Source organism: Streptodolium elevatio, from assembly GCF_040649515.1.
Taxonomy (GTDB): domain Bacteria; phylum Actinomycetota; class Actinomycetes; order Streptomycetales; family Streptomycetaceae; genus Yinghuangia; species Yinghuangia elevatio.
The window spans coordinates 21,975-39,417 of record NZ_JBEZFP010000011.1 but is presented as its reverse complement, the minus strand read 5'-3'; the positions used below and the strand labels follow the sequence as shown (position 1 = coordinate 39,417).

17 protein-coding genes are annotated in these 17,443 nt (G+C 72.2%); 12 read left to right on the top strand and 5 right to left on the bottom strand.

The genetic code is table 11. The features are described from left to right. Positions 1–207 precede the first annotated feature (207 nt). The 10 genes from AB0C36_RS06415 to AB0C36_RS06370 all read left to right on the top strand — a co-directional run bounded on the left by AB0C36_RS06415 (position 208) and on the right by AB0C36_RS06370 (position 11,075). Positions 208–1,140: a Ppx/GppA family phosphatase gene (locus tag AB0C36_RS06415; RefSeq protein ID WP_358350081.1), complete on the top strand. Its 933-nt coding sequence runs from the start codon at positions 208–210 to the stop codon at positions 1,138–1,140. Between the two features lie 227 nt (positions 1,141–1,367). Then, a complete protein-coding gene (locus AB0C36_RS06410; protein ID WP_358350245.1) occupies positions 1,368–2,186 on the top strand; it encodes a sugar phosphate isomerase/epimerase family protein in 819 nt (272 codons plus the stop codon). Beyond that, positions 2,176–2,829 carry a TetR/AcrR family transcriptional regulator gene (locus AB0C36_RS06405; protein ID WP_358350078.1) on the top strand — a complete coding sequence of 218 codons (654 nt, stop codon included), beginning with the start codon at positions 2,176–2,178 and terminating at the stop codon, positions 2,827–2,829. The genes AB0C36_RS06410 and AB0C36_RS06405 overlap by 11 nt, the downstream gene beginning before the upstream one ends. Positions 2,830–3,020: 191 nt before the next feature. Continuing rightward, positions 3,021–4,874 carry a dihydroxy-acid dehydratase gene (gene ilvD / locus AB0C36_RS06400; RefSeq protein ID WP_358350075.1) on the top strand — a complete coding sequence of 618 codons (1,854 nt, stop codon included), beginning with the start codon at positions 3,021–3,023 and terminating at the stop codon, positions 4,872–4,874. A gap of 105 nt (positions 4,875–4,979) precedes the next feature. Next, positions 4,980–5,759, top strand: coding sequence for an ABC transporter ATP-binding protein (locus tag AB0C36_RS06395; protein ID WP_358350072.1), 780 nt, complete (start codon positions 4,980–4,982; stop codon positions 5,757–5,759). Beyond that, positions 5,756–6,496, top strand: coding sequence for an ABC transporter permease (locus AB0C36_RS06390; RefSeq protein WP_358350070.1), 741 nt, complete (start codon positions 5,756–5,758; stop codon positions 6,494–6,496). The genes AB0C36_RS06395 and AB0C36_RS06390 overlap by 4 nt, the downstream gene beginning before the upstream one ends. Positions 6,497–6,615: 119 nt before the next feature. Next, on the top strand, positions 6,616–8,469 hold the full coding sequence (locus tag AB0C36_RS06385; RefSeq protein ID WP_358350067.1) for a TIGR03767 family metallophosphoesterase: 1,854 nt from the start codon (positions 6,616–6,618) through the stop codon (positions 8,467–8,469). Positions 8,470–8,606: 137 nt separating this feature from the next. Then, a complete protein-coding gene (locus AB0C36_RS06380) occupies positions 8,607–9,536 on the top strand; it encodes a proline dehydrogenase family protein (RefSeq protein ID WP_358350066.1) in 930 nt (309 codons plus the stop codon). Between the two features lie 73 nt (positions 9,537–9,609). Then, complete coding sequence (proC, locus tag AB0C36_RS06375) at positions 9,610–10,419, top strand: pyrroline-5-carboxylate reductase (protein WP_358350063.1); 810 nt, start codon at positions 9,610–9,612, stop codon at positions 10,417–10,419. Beyond that, a complete protein-coding gene (locus AB0C36_RS06370; RefSeq protein WP_358350060.1) occupies positions 10,416–11,075 on the top strand; it encodes an HAD family hydrolase in 660 nt (219 codons plus the stop codon). Before proC ends, AB0C36_RS06370 begins: the two co-directional genes overlap by 4 nt. A 144-nt stretch (positions 11,076–11,219) precedes the next feature. On the opposite strand, the gene mscL is transcribed toward AB0C36_RS06370, so the two are convergent. The 5 genes from mscL to AB0C36_RS06345 form a co-directional block, all read right to left on the bottom strand. Further along, positions 11,220–11,663 (bottom strand): large conductance mechanosensitive channel protein MscL, encoded by a 444-nt coding sequence (gene mscL, locus AB0C36_RS06365; protein WP_358350058.1) that lies wholly within the window; start codon positions 11,661–11,663, stop codon positions 11,220–11,222. A gap of 146 nt (positions 11,664–11,809) precedes the next feature. Continuing rightward, positions 11,810–12,256, bottom strand: coding sequence for a dihydrofolate reductase family protein (locus AB0C36_RS06360; protein WP_358350242.1), 447 nt, complete (start codon positions 12,254–12,256; stop codon positions 11,810–11,812). A gap of 374 nt (positions 12,257–12,630) precedes the next feature. Then, positions 12,631–13,002 carry a hypothetical protein gene (locus tag AB0C36_RS06355; protein WP_358350055.1) on the bottom strand — a complete coding sequence of 124 codons (372 nt, stop codon included), beginning with the start codon at positions 13,000–13,002 and terminating at the stop codon, positions 12,631–12,633. Positions 13,003–13,192: 190 nt separating this feature from the next. Then, entirely contained in the window at positions 13,193–14,131 is a 939-nt protein-coding gene (locus tag AB0C36_RS06350) for an ROK family protein (protein WP_358350052.1), read from the bottom strand. A gap of 30 nt (positions 14,132–14,161) precedes the next feature. Continuing rightward, positions 14,162–14,941 carry a GntR family transcriptional regulator gene (locus AB0C36_RS06345; protein WP_358350050.1) on the bottom strand — a complete coding sequence of 260 codons (780 nt, stop codon included), beginning with the start codon at positions 14,939–14,941 and terminating at the stop codon, positions 14,162–14,164. A 238-nt stretch (positions 14,942–15,179) separates the two neighbouring features. Here AB0C36_RS06345 and AB0C36_RS06340 point away from each other — a divergent pair, with 238 nt between their 5' ends. Both AB0C36_RS06340 and AB0C36_RS06335 read left to right on the top strand, forming a co-directional pair. Continuing rightward, positions 15,180–16,334, top strand: coding sequence for a Gfo/Idh/MocA family protein (locus AB0C36_RS06340; protein ID WP_358350047.1), 1,155 nt, complete (start codon positions 15,180–15,182; stop codon positions 16,332–16,334). Next, positions 16,334–17,359: a sugar phosphate isomerase/epimerase family protein gene (locus tag AB0C36_RS06335; protein ID WP_358350044.1), complete on the top strand. Its 1,026-nt coding sequence runs from the start codon at positions 16,334–16,336 to the stop codon at positions 17,357–17,359. The genes AB0C36_RS06340 and AB0C36_RS06335 overlap by 1 nt, the downstream gene beginning before the upstream one ends. Positions 17,360–17,443: the final 84 nt, after the last annotated feature.

Below are 17,443 nucleotides of genomic sequence, written 5' to 3'. Positions count from 1 at the left end.
GGTTGCGCATCCGGCGCACCCCGCCCGTACGCCCCCCACCACATGCTCTGCCCCCATACACTCCGGCTCCGCAGGGCCGGGCGAGTACGATCGGTGCCGAGCTGCGGCCCTGCGCGTTGCCTTCGCACGCACGCAGAACGGGCCGCCGGGGCCCGGCGCGACGCGACCCACCCGGCAAGATCCGAACGAGAGGTCCTGGCGTCGAACATGCGACTCGGTGTACTCGACGTGGGCTCCAACACAGTCCACTTGCTCGTGGTCGACGCCCATCCGGGCGCCCGGCCGCTCCCGGCGTACTCCCACAAGACCGATCTGCGGCTCGCCGAGCTCCTGGAGCCGGACGGCCACCTCGGGGAGCCAGGGGTGGAGCGCCTGGTCGAGACCGTCGCGGACGCGCTGGAAGTGGCCGAGGACAAGGGCGTCGAGGACCTGCTGCCGTTCGCGACGTCCGCGCTGCGCGAGGCGCCCAACGGTGAGGACGTGCTCGCCCGGGTCCGCCGCGAGACCGGCGTCGACCTTCAGGTACTGACCGGCGCCGACGAGGCCCGGCTCACCTTCCTCGCGGTACGCCGCTGGTTCGGCTGGTCCTCCGGCCGCCTTCTGGTCCTCGACATCGGGGGCGGCTCGCTGGAGGTCGCCGCCGGGATAGACGAGGAGCCGGACGCCGCCGTCTCGCTGCCGCTCGGCGCCGGGCGCCTGACCCGCGCGTGGCTGCACGGCGACCCGCCCGGAGCCGACGAGGTACGCGTGCTGCGCAAGCACGTCCGCACCGAAATCGCCCGCACCGTGGCCGAGTTCGCCAGGCTGGGCCGTCCCGACCACGTCGTGGCCACCTCCAAGACCTTCAAGCAGCTCGCCCGGATCGCGGGGGCTCCGGCGTCGAGCGAGGGGCCGTACATCAAGCGCGTGTTGACCCGGGCCTCGCTGGCCGAGTGGCTGCCGCGTCTGGCGGCGATGACCTCGGACGAGCGCGCCGCGCTCCCCGGCGTCTCCGAGGGCCGGGCCTCGCAACTGGTGGCGGGCGCCGTCGTCGCCGACGCCGCGCTGGACCTGCTCAACGTGCAGCAGTTGGAGATCTGCCCGTGGGCGCTGCGGGAGGGCATCATCCTGCGGCGGCTGGACTGGATGGCGGGCCACTGAGGGACCGGTTCCGGGGGCTCCGCGGTCCCGGGCGGAACGGGACGTTCCAGGTCAGCGCGCGCCGAACGTGCGCGTAGGGGGTCCCGACGCCGTTCACGCGTTCTACTCTTGGCGACGTGGCCGACCCCAGGGATCCCCTCGATCACTACGCGCACCGCCCCGCCAACGGGCTCGCGGTGCCGACGGTCGCGGCCGTGCCCGCCACGGAAGCGCGCGTACCGGACGCCATCCTGCGTGTCCCGGACGCCAAGATCGCCCTGTCCACCGCGTCCGTCTACCCCGACACGACCGCCGACGCCTTCGAGATGGCGGCGCGGCTGGGCTACGACGGCGTCGAGGTCATGGTCTGGACCGACCCCGTCAGCCAGGACATAGAGGCCCTGCGGCGGCTCTCGGACCACCACGGCGTCCCGGTGCTCGCGGTGCACGCGCCGTGCCTGCTGATCACCCAGCGCGTGTGGGGCACCGACCCATGGGACAAGCTCGTGCGCGCCCGTGTCGCGGCGGAGCGCCTCGGCGCGCGGACCGTCGTCGTGCACCCGCCGTTCCGCTGGCAGCGCGGGTACGCCCGGGACTTCGTCCGTGGCATCCACCGCATGGCCGACGAGACCGACGTGATGTTCGCGGTGGAGAACATGTACCCGTGGCGGTACCGGGACAAGGAGGTCGCCGCGTACGCGCCCGACTGGGATCCCACCGACGAGGACTTCCGGCACTTCACCCTCGACCTGTCGCACACCGCCACCTCGCGCGTCGACGCCATGGCGCTGGCCGCCAAGATGGACCGCCGCCTCGGACACGTGCACCTCGCCGACGGCAGCGGCTCGATCAAGGACGAGCACCTCATCCCCGGCCGCGGCACGCAGCCGTGTGCCGAGCTGCTGGAGCGGCTGGCCCGGCAGTCGTTCGCCGGCACGGTCGTGCTGGAGGTCAACACGCGCCGCATCACCTCGCGCGCGGAACGTGAGGCGGACCTCGCCGAGGCGCTCGCCTTCACGCGCCTGCACCTCGCGGCGCCTGCCGAGGTCCCCGGATATGGCCGGTGACCTGCCCGGCGGGCCGAGCGACGCCGCCGAGCCGGACGGCTTCCCGCGCCGTCGCGGCCCCGGCCGCCCGGCGGGCCGCCGCAGTGGTGCGGCCGACACCCGGCGCCTGATCCTCGACGCCGCACGGTCCGAGTTCGCCCGGGCGGGCTACGCGGGCACGTCGGTACGCGGCATCGCCCGTACCGCGGGCGTCGACCCCGCCCTCGTGCACCACTACTTCGGCCCCAAGGAGAGCGTGTTCGTCGCTGCCCTGGACCTGCCGTTCGACCCGGACAGCCTGGTGCCGGACGTGCTTGCCGGGGGACCGGACGAGATGGGCGAGCGCCTGGCGCGCTACTTCTTCGCCCTGTGGGAGGACCCGGAGATCCAGCCGCGCCTGCTCGCGCTGCTGCGCACGGTCCTGTCGGGCGATGCCGCGGCCGGCGTGATCAGCGACTTCATGACCACCGAGCTGGTCCGCCGGCTGGCCCGCGAGCTGGACGCCCCCGACGCCCTCCTGCGCGCGAACCTGTGCGGCGCGCAGCTGATGGGACTCGCCTTCACGCGGTACGTCCTGTGCATGGAGCCGGTCGCGAGCACCGACGTCGACACCCTGGTGGCATCGGTCGGCCCGACCCTCCAGCGCTACCTCTGCGGGGACTGACCGCCCTCGCGAGCCCGCCGCGCACGGCCGCGCCACGACCGCGTCCCGACCGCGTCATGGTCGCATCCTGGACGTCCCCCACAGCCTTCGCGGCACGGACGTAAGCTCGGAGTACCGCAGTCGTCGGAAGCCCGGCCCCACGGTCCCCGGGCGTGCCGTCGACCAGGACTACGAGCGAGAGGGTGTGCCCAGTGCCGCAACTGAGGTCTCGGACGGTCACCCACGGCCGCAACATGGCGGGCGCCCGCGCGCTGCTGCGCGCCGCGGGCGTCGAGCGCGAGGACTTCGGGAAGCCGATCATCGCGGTCGCGAACAGCTTCACCGAGTTCGTACCGGGCCACACCCACCTCGCCCCCGTCGGCCGCATCGTGTCCGAGGCGATCAAGGCCGCGGGCGGCATTCCGCGCGAGTTCAACACGATCGCCGTCGACGACGGCATCGCGATGGGCCACAGCGGCATGCTCTACTCGCTGCCGTCGCGCGAGCTGATCGCCGACGCCGTCGAGTACATGGTCAACGCGCACCAGGCGGACGCCTTCGTGGCCGTCTCCAACTGCGACAAGATCACCCCGGGCATGCTGATGGCCGCCATGCGGCTCAACATCCCGACCGTGTTCGTGTCCGGCGGCCCGATGGAGGCCGGCAAGGCCGTCATGGTCGACGGCACGGTCCGCGCGCACCTCGACCTGATCACCGCGATCTCCGACTCCGCGTCCGACGCCGTCTCCGACGAGGACCTGGAGCGCATCGAGGAAGCCGCGTGTCCGACCTGCGGCTCCTGCGCGGGCATGTTCACCGCGAACTCGATGAACTTCCTGGTCGAGGCCATGGGCCTGGGCCTGCCCGGCAACGGCTCGGTGCTCGCCACGCACACCGCCCGCAAGGCGCTGTACGAGCAGGCCGGCGCCACCGCGGTCGAGCTGTGCAAGCGTTACTACGACCAGGACGACGAGACCGTCCTGCCGCGCAGCATCGCCACCCGTGACGCGTTCGAGAACGCCATGGCGCTCGACATCGCGATGGGCGGCTCGACCAACACGATCCTGCACCTGCTGGCCGCCGCGCAGGAGGGCGAGGTCGACTTCGACATGGGCGACATCGACGCCCTGTCGCGCCGCGTGCCGTGCCTGGCCAAGGTCGCCCCCAACAACGCGCCGTACCACGTCGAGGACGTGCACCGCGCCGGCGGCGTCCCGGCGCTGCTGGGCGAGTTGCAGCGGGCGGGCCTGCTGCACGAGAACGTGCACGCGGTGCACGCCGACTCGCTCGCCGAGTGGCTCAAGACGTGGGACGTGCGCGGCGGTTCGCCGTCGCCCGAGGCCGTCGAGCTGTTCCACGCCGCCCCCGGCTGCGTGCGCTCGGCCACCGCGTTCAGCCAGTCCGCGCGCTGGGAGACGCTGGACCTCGACGTCGAGAAGGGCTGCATCCGCGACGCCGCGCACGCGTACAGCAAGGACGGCGGCCTGGGCATCCTGGTCGGCAACCTGGCCGTGGACGGCTGTGTCGTGAAGACCGCGGGCGTCGACGAGTCCATCTGGACCTTCTCCGGCCCGGCGGTCGTCGTCGAGTCGCAGGAGGACGCCGTCGAGGCGATCCTCACCAAGCGGGTCAAGGAGGGCGACGTGGTCGTCGTCCGCTACGAGGGCCCCAAGGGCGGCCCCGGCATGCAGGAGATGCTCTACCCGACGTCCTTCCTGAAGGGCCGCGGTCTCGGCGCCAAGTGCGCGCTGATCACCGACGGCCGCTTCTCCGGCGGCACTTCGGGCCTGTCCATCGGCCACGTCTCCCCGGAGGCGGCGGCCGGCGGGGTGATCGCCCTGGTCGAGGACGGCGACACCATCTCCATCGACATCCCGAACCGCTCGATCTCCCTCGACGTCTCCGACGCCGAGCTGGACGCCCGCCGCGAGAAGCTGCTCGCCACCCTCGGCAAGTACCGTCCGGTGAACCGCGACCGCGAGGTCAGCACGGCCCTCAAGGCCTACGCCGCGATGGCCACCTCCGCCGACAAGGGCGCCGTCCGCGACGTCTCCCTGCTCGACTGAGAGCGCCGAGCGCCCCGATTCGCCGTACGCCGTAGGCCCCGACCCGCCCCTGGGTACGGGGCCACGGTGCTTGACGGGGCGCGTGGGGCCCCCGATATTCGGCACATGGCGAAGGCGGCTGACGGCGATTCGGCGGACGCGATCGTCGCCGACGGGCTGAACGTGGAGCGCGGCGGCCGGCGCGTGTTGCGCGATCTGGCGTTCACCGTGCCGCGGGGGAGCGTGACCGGGCTGCTGGGGCCCAGCGGCTGCGGCAAGAGCACTCTCATGCGAGCCCTGACCGGGGTGCAGGCCAACGTACGCGGGCGGCTGGACGTCCTGGGCCTGCCCGCCGGGGACAAGCGCCTGCGGGACCGCGTGGGGTACGTGACGCAGGCGCCGTCGGTGTACGCGGACCTGAGCGTCCACGAGAACCTGCGCTACTTCGCCGCGCTGCTGCGGGCGCCGAAGCGCGACATCGACCGGGTGACCGAGGAGGTCGACCTCGCCGCGTACCGGGACTCGCAGGTCGCGCACCTGTCCGGCGGTCAGCGCGCCCGCGTCTCGCTCGCCGCCGCCTTGCTCGGTACGCCCGAACTGCTCGTGCTGGACGAGCCGACGGTCGGCCTCGACCCGGTCCTGCGCCGCGATCTGTGGGACGTCTTTCACCGGCTTGCGCGCGACGGCGTGACGCTGGTGGTGTCGAGCCACGTCATGGACGAGGCGGAGCGCTGCCAGAGCCTGCTGCTGATGCGCGACGGCGAACTCCTCGCCCAGGAAACGCCGGACGGGCTGCTGGAACGTACCGGTGCCAAGGACGCGGAGGCGGCGTTCCTGGCGCTGATCGAGAGCGAGCCCGCAGACGGCACCGCGGGCGGCGCCGAGGGCGAAGGGGCCGCGCGATGACGCCGATGACGCCGATGACCGCCACCGCCGGGCGCGTCCTGCGCCAACTGCGCCACGACCCCCGCACGATCGCCCTGATGCTCGTGGTGCCGTGCGTGCTGCTGGCGCTGCTGCGCTGGCTCTACGACGGTCAGCCGCACATGTTCGACAAGATCGGCGGCCCGCTGCTGGGCATCTTCCCGTTCATCGTGATGTTCCTGGTGACCTCGGTCGCCACGCTGCGCGAGCGTTCGACGGGCACCCTGGAGCGGCTGCTCACCATGCCGATCCGCAAGTTCGACATCATCGGCGGGTACGGCCTGGCCTTCGGCCTCGTCGCGGTCGTGCAGGCGGTCCTCGCCACCGGCCTGGCGATCGGCCTGCTCGGCCTCGACGTGGCCGGGTCGACGTGGCTGGTGCTGCTGGTCGCGGTGCTCGACGCCATGCTCGGGATCGCGCTGGGCCTGCTGGTGAGCGCATTCGCCAATACCGAGTTCCAGGCCGTGCAGTTCATGCCGGCCGTCGTCCTGCCGCAGTTCCTGCTGTGCGGGCTGTTCGTGCCGCGCGACCAGATGCAGCCGGTGCTGGAGGTCATCTCGGACCTGATGCCGCTGTCGTACGCGGTCGACGCGATGAACCGGGTGAGCAACGAGAGCGGCGTGGACGGTCTGCTGCTGCGCGACATCGGGGTCATCGCGGGTTGCGTTGTGGCCGCAGTTGCGCTGGGTGCCCTGACCCTGCGCCGCCGCACCAGGTAGAACTGTCGGAGCAAAACCCGCCGGTAATCACGCACTGGTCACCGGCCGGTTGTGCGTGCAGCTTGTCGAGCCGTCATGTCGACCGGGCATGTCGCAACAACATCAGGGGAGGCCGCGCCATGGGTGTGAGTCGGCGGGAAGTCCTGCGGTACACCGCGGTGGGAGCCGCGGCCGTGGGCGGCGGCGCAGCGCTCACCGGCTGCTCGGACGACGACGACAAGAAGGACCCGCCGAAGGACGGCACTCCCGGCTCGCAGCAGCCCGCCGGCTCGCCCGTCGAGCCCAACGCGTGGGCCACCACCGTCGAGCGCACGCTCGTGCTCGGCCCGGAGGGTGCGGGCGGCTACCGCAAGGTCGTCGAGGGGCCGGGCGAGCCGTACGTCCTGCGCGGCGACCTGGTCGCGCCCGACGCGGCGGGGGAGGCCGCGGTCAAGGCGCGTGCCGCGACGCGCAAGCCGGTCATCGCGTTCACGCAGCTCAGCGACCTGCACATCCTCGACTGCCAGTCGCCCGCGCGGGTGGAGTTCCTGGACCGGAACCGCGACCCCGGCGAGCCGTTCGCGGCGCTGCTGCCGGTCGAGGGGGCGTACCGCGCACAGGAGATGCTGTCGGCGCAGGTCGCCGAGGCGATGGTGCGGGCGGTGAACAAGATCGAGAAGGGCCCGGTGACCGGCGCTCCGGTCGCCTTCACGATCGTCACCGGCGACAACACCGACAACGTTCAGTACAACGAACTGCGCTGGTACATCGATGTGCTGGACGGCGGCAAGGACGTCCGCCCGGACTCCGGCGACCTGAACAAGTACGAGGGCGTCGCGGACCACATCGCCTACGACGAGCGCTACTGGCACCCCGACGGCACCCCGCCCGGCGCCGCCGACGACGTCGCGCGTGCCAAGTACGGCTTCCCGACCGTGCCGGGCCTGCTCGACGCCGCCCGCAAGCCCTTCAAGGCCACCGGCCTCAAGACGCCCTGGTACAGCGCGTACGGCAACCACGACGGCCTCGCGCAGGGGAACCTGCTGCCCGGCGAGGCGATCATGAAGGCCGCGGTCGGCGACCGCAAGGTGACCGGCCTCGCGCCGGGCGTCAACCTCGTGGGGCTCCTGGTCCAGGTGCAGGGCGGCAACCAGCAGGCCGTGCAGACGCTGCTGTCCGGTCCGTCGCGCCCGGTCGCCGCCGACCCGGACCGGCGCCCGGTCACGCGCACCGAGACGGTCAAGGAGCACTTCCGCACGGCCGGAAAGCCCGAGGGGCACGGCTTCACGCAGGAGAACGTCAGCGCGGGCACCGCGTACTACGCCGTGGACCACGACCGCGTGCGCTGCATCACGCTCGACACCGTCAACACCAACGGCGGCTCCGAGGGGTCGCTCGACGCCGCGCAGTACGCGTGGCTGGAGGGCCAGCTCAAGGCCAACAGCTCGCGCTACCTCGACGAGCAGGGCAAGGAGGTGCAGAACGCGGTCCAGGACAAGCTGTTCGTGGTCTTCAGCCACCACACGTCCACGTCGATGGACAACGCCAACGGCCCCGACCGCGTGCTCGGCCCGAAGGTGGTCGAACTGCTCAAGCGCTTCCCGAACGTCGTCGCGTGGGTGAACGGGCACTCGCACCGCAACACCGTGCGCCCCCACGCGCGGGCGGCCGGCAGCCCGGTGCCGGGCGGGTTCTGGGAGGTCAACACGGCCGCGCACATCGACTGGCCGCAGCAGGCGCGCATCGTCGAGATCGCCGACAACGGCGACGGCACGCTGTCGGTCTTCGGCACGATCGTCGACAGCGCCGCCCCGGCGGACCTGGCCCGCCGCATCGACGACCCGCTGGCGTTGGCCTCGCTGTCCCGTGAGCTGGCCGCCAACGACTGGCAGGAGCGCGAGCGCAAGGACCCGGCCGAGGACGGCAAGCGCGGCAAGGCGTCGGACCGCAACGTCGAGCTGCTGCTGGCGGCGCCGGCCTGGGTCAGGAGCTGACACCAGGACCCGAACGGATCCGGCAAATCGGACGCATTCGGACTTACTGTGGGGACGTGGGAGGCCGCACCGGCCGCCCGCGTCCCCACGCCGTTGCGAGGCGCCGCCCGTCCGGCGCCGTCCCGAAGCGAGGTCCCGTGCTGCGCCAGGTCCTGCTTTCCGCGTCCCGGAGCGACAAGGTCAAGAGCCTCGTCGAGACCGCTCCCGTCACGCGCTCCCTCGTCCACCGGTTCGTCGCGGGCGAGCGTACGTTCGACGCGGTGCGCGTGACCGAGCACTTGGCCGCGCAAGGCCTGTACGCCAGCATCGACCACCTCGGCGAGGACACCCTCGACCCGGCGCGCGCACGGGCGACGCGCGACGCGTACGTCACCCTCCTCGGCCGCCTCGACGACGCCGGACTCGCGGGCCACGCCGAGGTGTCCGTGAAACTGTCGGCCATCGGCCGCTACCTGCCCGGCGACGGCGAGGCCATCGCGCTCGACCACGCGCGCGCCATCTGCGAGGCGGCCAAGACGTGCGGCACGACCGTCACCCTCGACATGGAGGACCACGCGACCACCGATGCGACCCTGGCCGCGCTGCGCGAACTGCGGGCGGACTACCCGTGGGTCGGGGCGGTGCTCCAGGCGTACCTGCGGCGCACCGAGGGCGACTGCCGGGACCTCGCGGGCACGGGATCGCGCGTGCGTCTGTGCAAGGGCGCGTACGACGAACCCGCCTCCGTCGCCTACACCGACCGCGCCGACGTGGACCGCAACTACGTGCGCTGCCTCAAGGTCCTGATGGCGGGCGGCGGCTACCCCATGGTCGCCACCCACGACCCCCGCATCATCGAACTGACCGGCATGCTCGCCGCCCGCAACCGCCGCGAACCGGGCACCTACGAGTACCAGATGCTGTACGGCGTCCGGCCCGGTGAGCAGACCCGCCTGGCCGCCCAGGGCGAAAGAGTGCGCGTGTACGTGCCGTACGGTGACCAGTGGTACGGGTATCTCATGCGCCGTCTGGCCGAGCGGCCCGCCAACATGACGTTCTTCCTGCGCTCCCTCGCCGGCCGGGGATAGCCCGGTCGGCGGAGGCGCGCGGTCGCGTGGACAAGCACGCGGACCGGGATTCGGAGAGACAGAGGTGGAGCACATGACCCAGCGGGTCGCGGTGATCGGCGCCGGCAAGATCGGCGAGGCACTGCTGTCCGGCATGCTGCGCGGCGGCAAGCGCCCCGGCGACCTCATGGTCACCGCGCGCCGCCCGGAGCGGGCCAAGGAACTCCACGACCGCTACGGCGTCGAGGCGGTGGGCAACGCGGAGGCCGCGGAGGCCGCCGACACCCTCATCCTCACCGTCAAGCCGCAGGACATGGGCGCGCTGCTCGACGAGTTCGGCGCGCAGGTCCCGGCGGACCGCCTGGTCGTGTCCGGCGCCGCCGGCATCCCGACCGCGTACCTGGAGGCCCGGCTCGCGCCCGGCACGCCGGTCGTCCGCGTCATGACCAACACCCCGGCGCTGGTGGACGAGGCGATGAGCGCGATCTCGGCGGGCGCGCACGCCACCGAGGACCACCTCAAGCGCACCGAGGAGATCTTCCAGGGCGTCGGCAAGACGATCCGCGTCCCCGAGAAGCAGCAGGACGCCGTCACCGCGCTGTCCGGCTCGGGCCCCGCGTACTTCTACCTCCTCGTCGAGGCGATGACCGACGCCGGAATCCTGCTCGGCCTGCCGCGCGCCGCCGCGCACGACCTCATCGTGCAGGCCGCCGTGGGCGCCTCCGTGATGCTCCGCGACTCCGGCGAGCACCCGGCGCTGCTGCGCGAGGCGGTCACCTCGCCGGCCGGCACCACCATCGCGGCGATCCGTGAACTGGAGAACCACGGCGTACGTGCGGCCCTGCTCGCCGCCCTCGAAGCCGCCGCCAACCGCTCGAAGGAGCTGGCGGAGGGCCTCAAGTGACCCGGGTTCCCCGTCCCGGCCTGGTGATCTTCGACAACGACGGAGTCCTCGTCGACAGCGAGCGCATCGCCAACGCCGTCATGGCCGACCTCCTCACCGGCTACGGCGTGCCGACCACCACCGAAGAGGCGATCCGCGACTACATGGGCGGATCCATGGCCCTGGTCCGCGCGAGGGTCCGCGAACGCCACGGCAGCGACCTCCCGTCCGCGTTCGAAGACGCCTACCACCAAGCAGCGTTCGCCGCCTTCCGCGCCGAGCTCGTCGCGGTGGCAGGGGTGTCCGACCTCCTCGACGCGCTGGTCGCGGCGGACATCCCCTACTGCGTCGCCTCCTCCGGTACGCACGAGCGCATCCGCCTCACGCTCACCACCACCGGCCTCATCGACCGCTTCGCCGACGCGGTCATCTTCAGCAGCCAGGACGTGGCACACGGCAAGCCGGCGCCCGACCTGTTCCTCCTGGCCGCCGAGAAGATGGGATTCGCGCCCGAGGACTGCGCGGTGATCGAGGACAGCCCGCTGGGCGTGACCGCCGCCCGCGCCGCCGGAATGCGTGTCTACGGCCACACCGCCTTGACCCCGCCCGGACGCCTCGCGGATGCCGACGCGCTCTTCGCCGCGATGACCGAGGTCCCGGCCCTCCTGGGCCTGTGACGGCCGGAATTTCGAGGCAGTTCGGATTTCCTCCGTTCGGGCGGATCCCCAAGCCGGGCCCGAAACGGCCAACGGGTGGTTTCCGCGAGCCCCGAACCGGGGCCCGCGGAAACCACCCGCGCTACAGCCTGCGGTCAGCCGGCGTCAGGGCGCGACCGTCGCCCGGGCCTGCGCGGGGAAGCCGGGGCGGCCGGCCAGTTCGCTGGTGCAGTGGGCGCAGCGGACGGCCGCCGAGGGGATGCTGCTCAGGCAGTCCGGGCACTTCGTCTTGACGGCTGCCTTGTCGCCGTCCAACCGGGCCTGGAGCCTGGTCACCGGCATGACCACGACGAAGTAGATCACCGCGGCGACCAGGACGAAGCTGATCAGCGCATTGAGGAAGGCGCCGTACGGGAAGTCCGTGTCCGCCACGGTGAAGGTCTGCTTGCTGAAGTCGCCGACCGCGCCGGTGGCGACGCCGATCAGCGGGGTGAGGAACGCGGTGACGAACCCTGTGACAACGGCCGTGAAGGCCGCGCCGATCACGATGCCGACCGCCAGGTCGACGACGTTGCCGCGCAGGAGGAAGTTGCGGAATCCCTTGAACACCGGGGGCTCCAGATTGTCGGGGTGGAGTGCCGGCGCCGATCGGGGCCAGGCCGACGGATCATGCTGCCGATTCCCGGGGGCCGATTCCACCTCGGCAACACCCAGGGGTGATTCGTCGTATTTCCACCGGACTCCGTGACGCGACCTCAGCCGCGCACCACGCCCCGGTCGGGCTCGCTCATGTCCCCGGTCCCGGGCGTCCCGTCGGCGACGCCGTAGCGCAGGTACACGGTGCCGCTCGGCCCGGCCGCGGGCGGTTCGAGGAGGGTGACGTTGGTCGGCACCGCGCCGCCGTCGAACACCTTCTTCCCGCTGCCGAGCAGGATCGGGTGCACCCAGAGGTCGAGGCGGTCGAAGAGCCGCTCGCGCAGGAGGGTCTGCACGAGGTTCAGGCTCCCGACGACCTTGATGTGCTCGTGCCGGTCGCGGATCTCGCGCACCGCGTCGGCGAGGTCCGGACCGAGCTGCTTGGACCCGGCCCACGAGAGGTCGGGCGTGCCTCGCGAGGCCACGTACTTCGGGACGCGGTTGAACAGCTCGGCGATCTCGTTGTCCTGACCGCCCTCCTGGTGCGGCCAGTATGCGGCGAAGATGTCGTACGTCCGCCGGCCGAGCAGGAGGGCGTCCGTGCCCTCGTACGCGGCGTAGACCTGCGCCCCGGCCGGAGACCTCGTCCATCAGCGGCGCCTGCCAGCCGCCGAACGCGAACCCCTCCGGGTCCTCCTCGGGCCCGCCGGGCGCCTGCCCCACGAGGTCGAGGGTGGCGAACATCTCGATGTGAATGAGGCCCATGATGTGCTCCCGTCGAGTCGATTGCCCCGTCGAAAGGTAGACCTGACGGAGCGGGCGAACTCATCGCCGATCACCCGGGGGATTTGCAGCGGGCGTGTCCCGTACGGCGCACATCCGGCGGGACACGCCCTGGTCCGGCGGGGTTCCGGCCGGGGCCGGAATTCCGGTCACAGCACTAGCAGTTCGCGGGGTTGACGATCTTGATCTTGTCCACCGTGTAGCCGCCCACATAGGCGTACGAGTTGGCGGACAGGCACATGGTGTGCCCGTCCGTGAAGTGCAGCAGTGCCCCGTCGTCGTTCCGCGAGTTCCAGACCCACTTGGATCCCCGGCTCTGCGAACCCAGGGTCTGCCAGTAGTCCATGTCCTGGAACGCGGCGGTGGGGCTGTTCGCGTTCCACTTGGCCTGCGTCAGGTAGAAGCAGACCTTCGGCCAGTCGCAGCCCTTGCCGCTGACCGCCGACGCCTGCGTCGTGGTGAGTGCGAGCGACCCCGCGGACATCGCGAGAGTGGCTGCGGTGACGAGAAGCTTCCTCGAGAGGTTCATGCGCCGACTGTGACGCCGAAGTCCCTTGCCCCTATTGGAGAAAGCCGACCCCACACGTGTCACCGAATGTGTTCCGCATGACGTTGACCGGCACTCCCCACTGCGCTACGTCGGTTTGGTCGCCTTGGCGGTCCGACGGGGCGGGGTCGGCAATTGCGGACCCGGTGCAACCCTGCTGTCGGGCCGGGGGTCAGCGTGGGCGGGGAAGGAGTGCCGCGCCGATGAGGCCCGCTCGGGGGCCCAGTTCGGCGGAATATAGCGGCGGGGCGGCGGGGCGTATCGCGGTGAGCGCGGTGTACGTCTCGGTGAGTGCCGTCCGCAGCGGGCCCTCCGTCGTGCCCAGTCCGCCGCCCAGCACGATGGCCGACGGGTCGAGGAGGCGTACGGTCGCCGCGAGCACCGTGGCCAAGGCACGCCCCGCGGATGCCAGTACGTCGCGGGCGACGGCGTCACCTTCGGCGGCGAGGGCCGTGACTTCGCGGGCGCCCGGGCAGTGGCGGCCGGTGATCGCCGTGTAGCGGTCGCCGATGCCGCGTCCCGAGGTGAAGCGCTCCAGGTTTCCGCCGAAGGCCGGGTCGACGGAGGCCGGGACCTCGAACTCGCCCAGGGCGATGGCCTCGCCGCGCGCACCGGGCCACGGGGTTCCGTCGACCACGAAGGCCGATGACAGACCGGTGCCGAGCGACACGTAGAAGAAGTCCCGCAGTTCGCGGCCCGCGCCGTGGACGGCCTCGCCCAGGGCTCCGCAGCGTACGTCGGAGCCGATCGCGTAAGGAAGGCCCGGGAGTTCGGCGGTCTTGAGTTCCGCTGCGACGACGTCGGCGGGCTGCTCGTCCCAGGCCAGGACCTCACGGCTCGTCAGCACACCGTCGGCGTCCACATATTCGGGGAGGCCGATGCCGACGCCGGTGACGTCGAAGCCGAGTTCGCGGGCGTCGGCGAGCAACCGGCGTACCGCGAGCGCCGTTCCGGCCAGTCCCGGGTCGCGCATGCGGTCGTCGGTCGCGGTGGGCCACTCGCGGTGGTGGACCGTCGAGCCGTCGGGTGCCACGAGCCCGGCGGCGATCTTGGTGCCGCCGACGTCGACGCCCAAGGACGCGGTGCCCTTCGTGGTCGTGGTGCTGGTCACAGTGGTCGGACTCCGGATGGGGGCGGCGGCTCAGGCGCCGCGCAGCAGGGTGGCTTCAAAGCGGTACGCGTCCCCCCGGTAGACCGCACGCCCCAGCAGCACGGGCGCGTCGTTCTGGTCGTGCGTGATCTCGTCGCACACCAGCACCGGGCTCCCGGCGGGGATGTGCAGCAGTTCGGCGATCCGGTGGTCGGCCGCCTCGGCGTGGGCGGTGTACGCACTGCGCGTGACGCGGACGCCCCCGTCCTCCAGTAGGGAGAAAAGGGATTTATCGGTCAAATCATTGGATCGAAGGCTGTCGCCGTGTGTGCCGAGTATCACCGTCGTGTCGACGCACACCGGCACGTCGTCGAGGCCGCGCACGCGTATCAGCTCCAGCACCGGCGACGTCGGCGCGGTGCGCAGCCGCTGCGCCTCCTCGTACGTCGCCGCCCGCGTCTCGCGCGACAGCACCCGGGCCGTCGCGGTCAGCCCGCGCGCCCGGGCCACCTCGCTGAAGCTCTTGAGCAGGCTGGGCGGTTCGCTCACCATGTCGGACCGCACGAACCAGCCGCGCTGCGCGGACGCGTACACGCGCCCTTCCTCCTCCAGTCGCGCCAGCGCCTGGCGCAGGCTGCTGCGGCTGACGCCGACCTGCTTGGCCAGCGCGCGCTCGCCCGGGAGTTGGCTGCCGGGCATCCACTCGCGCGCGTCCAGGAGCCGGACCAGCCGCTGCCGCGCGAGCTGAACGGCCGGGCCCGCGGCGGTCGCCGACGGAGCGTCAGGCGCGACGCCGGGTGCGGCGCCGGGCGGAGCCTCTTCGGGGGTCATGGCCGGGGACTGTACCAGGGCGACCAGTTGTCAGACCAGATGTGAATGTGGTCCAAGTACTGGACTAACTGGTCTGAGGTGATGCAGGATCGCCGAGGCGCCGACAATCGGAACGTGAGATTCCGGAAACCGCCGGGGGCCGCCGCGACAAGCCGGCGGGGCCGTGACCACGCCGACGCCGCGCGACCGCCTCCCCAGGGCGGCGCGACCAGATCGATGCAGAGCCGAGGAACCCTCTATGCCGGTACGCCGCCAACCCGTCCGCCTCGCCGTCGTCGGCGCCGGGACGATCTCGCAGTCGGTCCACCTGCCCGCCGTCCACCGCCTCGCCGGGCTCTTCGAGCTCGCAGCGGTGTGCGACCTGTCGCCCTCCCGGGCGGCGGCCGTCGCCGCCCGCAACGGTGCCGGCGTACGGGCGACCCGCGACTACGCCGAGCTCCTGGCCTCCGCAGACGTCGACGCGGTCCTGCTGGCCACCCCCGGCACCCACGCCCGGGACGCCCGGGCCGCGCTCGACGCCGGCAAGCACGTCCTCGCCGAGAAGCCGCTGTGCCTGACCGCCGCCGAGGCCGCCGAACTCGGCGCGCTCGCCGACGCCAAGGGCCTGGTCCTCCAGGTCGGCTACATGAAGATGTACGACCCGCTCACCGACGTCGCCGCCGCCGAACTCGCGGCCCTGGACACGCCCCGCACCGTCCGCGTCACGGTCCTGCACCCGGCCGACGAGCCGCAGGTCGAGCACCTGCGCATGGCCCCGCCCGCCGACGACGTGGACACCGCCGTCATCGACGCGGCCGTCGCGTACGAGGCCGAGCGCACCGCCGAGGCCCTCGGCGACGTCCCCGCCGAACTGGCCCGCTACTACCGCGACGTGCTCAACGGCTCGGTCATCCACGAGCTCTCCGTCCTGCGCGCGCTGGGCTTCACGCTCCCGGACACGTTCGAGTCCGCCGAGCTGTGGCCCTGGCCGGTCACCGGCGAACCGCCGTGCCTGCTGGCCACCGCGCCGCTCGGCGCGGACGGCGCCGCCCGCCTCGTCCTCAACTGGAACTGGCTGCCCGACCACCCCGAGTACGGCGAGGAGATCGCCGTCCTGGCACGCGACGGGCGCCTGCGGCTCGACATGGCCGCGCCGTACCTCGCCGACGCACGCAGCACCCTGCGGGTCGAGCGCGCGGGTGACGGCGTACGCCGCGACACCACCGCACGGCACGGCTACGACACCGGATTCGTCCGCCAGTTGGAGGAGTTCGCCAAGTCCGTGCTCGACGGCGCACCGGTCCGCTCGGACGCCGCGGGCGCCGCCGAGGACGTCCGCTGCCTCCAGGCGCTGCTGGCCGCCCTGGCCGCACGCGAAGGCATCAGCGTCGGCGGAGAGGCAGGAGGCGCCTGATGGCCACCGAGACACCCGAAACCAGGCAGGCCGAAACACCCGAGCCCGTCCGGACCGAGGCGCAGAAGCGCACCGCCGCGCGCCTCCCGCAGGGCATACGCATCGGCAACGCCCCCGTCAGCTACGGCGTCTACGGCGAAGCCGCGGGCGGCGACGGAACCTCGCCCGAAGCCCTGCTCAAGTCGATGGCCGAGGCCGGCTACCAGGGCAGCGAACTCGGCCCGCCCGGATTCTTCGGCACCCCCGAGCGGACCGCCGACCTCTTCGCCGCGCACGGCCTCGCCCCCGTCGGGGCCTACATACCCGTGCACTACGCCCTCGGCGACGACGTCGTGGCCCACGACATGGCCCGCATGGCCCAGACCTGCCGCGAACTCGCCGCCTGCGCGGAGAAGTCCGGCCTGAGCGCCGACGACGCACCGCTGGCGATCCTCGCCGACGAGGGCAGTGAGGCCCTTCTGCACAACCCGGCGCGCGCGTGGGACGACCGCTCCCTCGCGCTCGACCCGGCCGGCTGGGAGCGCATCGCCGAACTGTCCGCCAGGGCAGTCGAGTTGGCGCGCAGCCACGGCCTACGTACCTCGTTCCACCCGCACATCAGCACCTTCATCGAGTCGCCGTGGGAGGTCGACCGCCTCCTCGAACTGACCGAGGTGGGCGTCACCCTCGACATCGCGCACATCCAACTCGCGGGCGGCGACCCGGTCGAGTGCCTCGCCCGCTGGCGTGACCGCATCAACCACGTGCACGTCAAGGACGTCGACGTCAGCGTCCTCACCCGGGCCAAGGACGCCCGCCGCACCGACTTCGACGAGTGGTGGGCCGACGTGTGCGTGCCGTTCGGCCGCGGCGACGTCGACATCGACGCGTTCGTCGCCGACCTGCTGCGCGGCGACGGCTACCGCGGCTGGCTGCTCATCGAGCAGGACCGCGCGCCCACCCCGGCACACCTCTACCCGCAGGTCGCGGCCGAACAGGCCGCGAACCTCACGTGGTTGGCCGACAAGGTCACCGCCTACACCTGACCGCCCGGTCGCCAGGGGCAGCCCGGCCATCCGGGGCACCCCGATCACCTTGGGCACCTCGGGCACCCCGATCACTCAGGGCCA